At 43.2% G+C, this 4,928-nt stretch carries 4 protein-coding genes; 2 read left to right on the top strand and 2 right to left on the bottom strand.

The genetic code is table 11. From position 1 onward, the window contains the following. The first annotated feature begins 164 nt into the window (after window positions 1-164). Complete coding sequence (locus VB732_RS11530) at window positions 165-1,511, top strand: FAD-dependent oxidoreductase (protein ID WP_323230972.1); 1,347 nt, start codon at window positions 165-167, stop codon at window positions 1,509-1,511. 4 nt (window positions 1,512-1,515) lie between these two features. Here VB732_RS11530 and VB732_RS11525 read toward each other — a convergent pair whose 3' ends face one another. Both VB732_RS11525 and VB732_RS11520 read right to left on the bottom strand, forming a co-directional pair. Next, window positions 1,516-2,523, bottom strand: coding sequence for an aldo/keto reductase (locus VB732_RS11525; protein WP_323230970.1), 1,008 nt, complete (start codon window positions 2,521-2,523; stop codon window positions 1,516-1,518). 196 nt (window positions 2,524-2,719) lie between these two features. Beyond that, complete coding sequence (locus tag VB732_RS11520) at window positions 2,720-3,154, bottom strand: hypothetical protein (protein ID WP_323230969.1); 435 nt, start codon at window positions 3,152-3,154, stop codon at window positions 2,720-2,722. A gap of 170 nt (window positions 3,155-3,324) precedes the next feature. Here VB732_RS11520 and ilvA point away from each other — a divergent pair, with 170 nt between their 5' ends. Next, window positions 3,325-4,836 carry a threonine ammonia-lyase, biosynthetic gene (gene ilvA / locus VB732_RS11515; RefSeq protein WP_323230968.1) on the top strand — a complete coding sequence of 504 codons (1,512 nt, stop codon included), beginning with the start codon at window positions 3,325-3,327 and terminating at the stop codon, window positions 4,834-4,836. Window positions 4,837-4,928 lie beyond the last annotated feature (92 nt).

The raw sequence follows: 4,928 nt of genomic DNA, 5'->3' as shown, positions 1-4,928 counted from the left end.
AGGGGGCAGGGGGCAGGGGGCAGGGGGCAGGGAGTAGGGGGCAGGGAGCAGGGAGCAGGGGGAAAGAGGCTTTTCCGATTTTTGCACAGATGCGGTAATCACAAGTGATTAACCGGACTTGATATTACACATATTATTCATATTCAACAACTGAGAGGTCAGTTATGAGAATTGCAGTTATCGGTGGTGGAGCCAGTGGTATGGCTACAGCTTACCTACTTGATAAACAAGGGCATCATGTCACCGTGTTTGAACGGCAGCCCATGTTGGGGGGACATATTCGGACACTCAACAAGAATGTGAAGCCGAACCAATCTGATTGCAATGAAATGTTGGAAAGTGGAGTATTAGAATTTCCTAGCATATTTTATAACTTCATTGCTCTCATGCAAGAGCTAGGAGTTGAACTAGAACCGATTCGTGTCGGTTCCGCTTTATTTTCCAAGAATGGCGATCGCTTTTTATCGAGGGTAACAACTGAGAAAAACTATACAGGTATCGAGCGCCTGATTGAATATCTGCGGTTCGATGCCCTCCATGCCCATTCCGTTGGATTGTGGCTAGAAACACGATTTGCTCAGATGGGATATTTTTACGATCGCCCACTGTCTCAATATCTGAATAACCAAAATATCAGCAATATCTGGCTAAAATTGCTGACGATGTATAGTTACTCAATGCCGTTTGAACTTATTGATAACTTTCCCGCAGAACTGGCAATTCCGATGTTACGCGACTACCTCGCAGTTAAATGGTTCAGGATTAAAGGCGGTGTATATTCCTATATTGAAAAAATTTTGGAGCGATTTAAAGGTGAAGTGTTGTTGAATGTGGAGATTGCTAATATTTCTAGAAGTCCAGGTGGTGTAAAAATTGAGCGATCTAGCTTGCTTCCTCGTAGGAATATGCGATCGCACGGTGATATCCAAGAATTTGATAAAGTCGTGTTTGCCACGCCACCCGACCAAGTGATGGCGCTGTTAGCCGACCCAACTGAGGCTGAAATTAAACGCTTCTCGGATTGGAAAGCTAATTATGCAACCACTACAATTCATACGGATACTTCCATGTATGACAGTCACCACATCCGCTACCCTTCGGAATTTGATTTCTTTCAAACAGATACCCGATGGGGATATAACAGTTGCTTGAACCAGGTTTGCGGCATCTCATTGCCACAGCATTATTTTTTATCGTTTCAATTAGAGGGGTTGATTGCCAAAGATCGGATTATTCACACTCAAGAACATCACACGCCGTTGTACACAACTGAATCTTTTCGATATCGAGATGAAATAATTGCCACCAATGGAGAGAACAATACCTACTATGCGGGAGCTTATTTAGGAGATGGTTTGCATGAAGGAGCGATCGCGTCTGCCTTTCGAGTTGCTCAACTCATCGGTTCACCCTTAGCACTCTCCACTTCTGGTTTCAACAACAGAAACACAGACACAGTAACCGGGGGCATTGGAAAACATTTAACTCATTCCTCTTCTAATCCATCTTGAGAGTTTACTTAGTTTGAAAAATATTTTGTACCATTTTTTTATCTGTATTCGCCGCCGCCCTATCCAACTCTGCAATTTCACTGGCGTTTAATTGCCAACCTAACGCGCCAATATTCTCCTTCGCCTGTTCAACACTTTTGGCTCCAGGGATGGGAATGGTTCCTTTACAGATACACCAATTAATCGCTACCTGTGACATAGTTTTGTTTCTGAACTGTGCCACCTCTTGCAAACATAGTAAAAGCGATTTGCCAGCAGAAGCCCCTCCGTGTCTACCCATTCCTGCTAATATCTGCCTAAATAACAAACCTCGGATACCTTTGGGCAAAGGGCCTTGCTCAGAGTATTTTCCTGTCAGTAGTCCCAAAGCTAGAGGGCTGTAGGCAATTAGTTTAATTCCCAATTCATCACAAAGGTCTTTTAGCCCCAATTGGGTAACAGGATATGTAGACAATAAGGAGTACTGAACTTGCAGAGTAGTAATCGGAACATCTCGTTCAGCAAACTTTTTCTGCACTTGCTTGAGTCGTTTAGGCCCATAGTTAGATAATCCCACTCCCTTGACTAGTCCTTGCTCATACAAATCGGCAAGACCATCTAACAGCCCTCTCTCTTGCCAAGGAGCATAATTTGCTGTTGACCAGTGCATTTGCACTAAATCTACATTTTTTCTCAGGCGTTGGGCAGATGATTTACAAGCCTTAACCATTGAGTTGCGTGTCCATCTCCACGGGTAAGCAGCAAGCTTAGTCGCAATACAAATATTTTCTTTGTTTGAACCTACATATTCTTGGTTGAATCGTCCCAGCAGTAATTCACTTCGACCATTCAATCTCCCAGTTCCGTAAGAATCACCCGTATCAAATAAAGTCACACCGTTGTTTACACAGAGGTTAAACACCGCTTGTAACTGGTCATCCATACTTTCGTCATATCCCCAAAGCAGTTGGTTGCCCCAGGCCCAAGTCCCACAACCCATATTTGGGAGGGAAAGTTTTTGGAGAGTCTGCATCTTTGCTCTCTGTAGATTGCCTTATTAATTATCAGGCATATATAGCAATCCTAAATCATTCGTGAACAACAAGATCCCCGACTTCTCTAAGAAGTCGGGGATCTGAGTCTTGTGATTTTCACAAATCAAATAGGATTGCTATAGCAATTCAAATATTAATCTCCGATATTTTTGAGTTGTTTAATAAGGAAAAACATCACTGGGGATGTCCACAATTTTGTAAAGTATTTTCAAAACGTGTTTCAAATGCTCTTTGATTGCCAGTTTCATCTAAATAACGCACTTTGAAGTTAATAACTATGACATCGCGGGCATCATATCCAAATATACGATCTAAAAATGAAGACTGTCGAATTTCGTAAGGCCCGCCGGGATTGATAGAACAGCAGTCTGTATTTTCTTTGATATATTCATCAAAACTTGCATACTTAATATACTTATAAGTGCTTCGCCCTAAATCTGTTCGCTCATTTTGATAATCGAAAACCATTCGGAACCTTTCTTCATCGCTGAGATAACGCATCTTGGCAAAGCAGAATCCTGAATAATTCAACCCAAAGTATGCGAATAAAACAGTTAATGGTATTCCGACGAAAAGGAAAATAGGTAAAAAAGAGTTACGGTGTATCATTATTACTGGGAATGAATTTACGTAGGTCTAATATTAAAACCATTCTCAGACCAAATCTGACTGCTTTCTCAAGTATTTATGTTCGAGAGAGGGCAATTAAATAAAACCAGTGCGATCGCTTGTAACGTAAAATTAATTCCCATCCGGCATTTGCTAACACCTTGACACCCATGTTTTGCGACTACCTCATTCAAATCCTGACTGCCCGTGTATATGATGTTGCCCAAGAAACACCACTGGAGTATGCACCCAATTTGTCTGCGCGGCTGAATAATCAACTCCTGTTGAAACGTGAGGATATGCAGTCAGTATTTTCCTTTAAACTACGAGGTGCTTATAACAAAATGGTGCAATTGCCACCAGATATATTAGCGCAGGGTGTAATTGCAGCGTCTGCGGGTAATCATGCTCAGGGAGTCGCGCTTGCAGCCAATCGCCTGGGAACTAAAGCGATTATTGTCATGCCAGTAACCACACCTCAAGTCAAGGTGGACGCGGTGAGAATGAGAGGCGGGGCAGTCGTCTTACATGGCAATACCTACGACGATGCTTATAGTTATGCCCGTGAATTAGAAGTGGAAAAAGGGTTGACCTTTATTCACCCTTTTGATGATCCTCATGTCATTGCTGGACAGGGAACCATTGGCATGGAAATTTTACGACAATATCAGCAACCCATCCATGCGATTTTTGTCGCCATTGGAGGCGGGGGACTAATTTCTGGGATTGGGGCTTATGTGAAACGCTTGCGTCCTGAAATCAAGATTATTGGCGTTGAACCTGTAGATGCTGATGCGATGTCTCAATCGCTTAAAGCTGGACATCGGGTGCGCTTGTCTCAAGTGGGGTTATTTGCTGATGGTGTGGCGGTGCGAGAAGTAGGTGAAGAAACCTTCCGTTTATGTCAGCAGTATGTAGATGAAATTATTCTGGTGGATACAGATGATACATGCGCTGCGATTAAAGATGTGTTTGAGGATACGCGATCCATTTTAGAACCAGCCGGTGCATTAGCGATCGCAGCTGCCAAAGCCTACGCCGAACGAGAACAAATCGAGGGACAAACTTTAATTGCTGTCGCCTGCGGTGCAAACATGAATTTTGATCGTCTCCGCTTTGTAGCAGAACGGGCAGAGTTGGGCGAACGCCGCGAAGCAATCTTTGCAGTTACAATTCCTGAAGAACGAGGAAGTATTCGGCATTTTTGTGAATGTATTGGCAACCGTAATCTGACCGAGTTTAATTATCGGATTGCCGATGAAAAAACAGCCCATATTTTTGTCGGTGTGCAAATTCAAAACCGTGCCGATGCCGCAAAGATGGTAGAAAACTTTGAAGCTCAAGGATTTGAAACTCTTGATTTAACAGACGACGAATTAACTAAATTACATCTGCGGCACATGGTGGGTGGGCACTCTTTTTTGGCTCATAATGAATTACTCTACCGTTTTGAGTTTCCCGAACGTCCCGGTGCATTGATGAAGTTTGTGACTTCTATGAGTCCCGACTGGAATATTAGTCTTTTTCACTACCGCAACAACGGGTCAGACTACGGTCGAATCGTTGTTGGTATCCAGGTTCCCTCTCACGAGATGGGAGAGTGGCAAGCTTTTCTCGATAATTTGGGCTATCGCTATTGGGATGAAAACAAAAATCCAGCATATAAGCTGTTTTTGGGATAGGTGAGTATTGGGGAATGGGGAACTCGGGGCCCCCTCTGGGGATTAGGGGCAATGGGGAATGGGGAGTTTAGAGCAAAGATGATTACTTCGAC

Source organism: Nostoc sp. UHCC 0252 (assembly GCF_034931145.1).
GTDB lineage: Bacteria > Cyanobacteriota > Cyanobacteriia > Cyanobacteriales > Nostocaceae > Nostoc.
The sequence above is the reverse complement of the archived record's forward strand: the minus strand, read 5'-3'. Positions and strand labels throughout refer to the sequence as shown.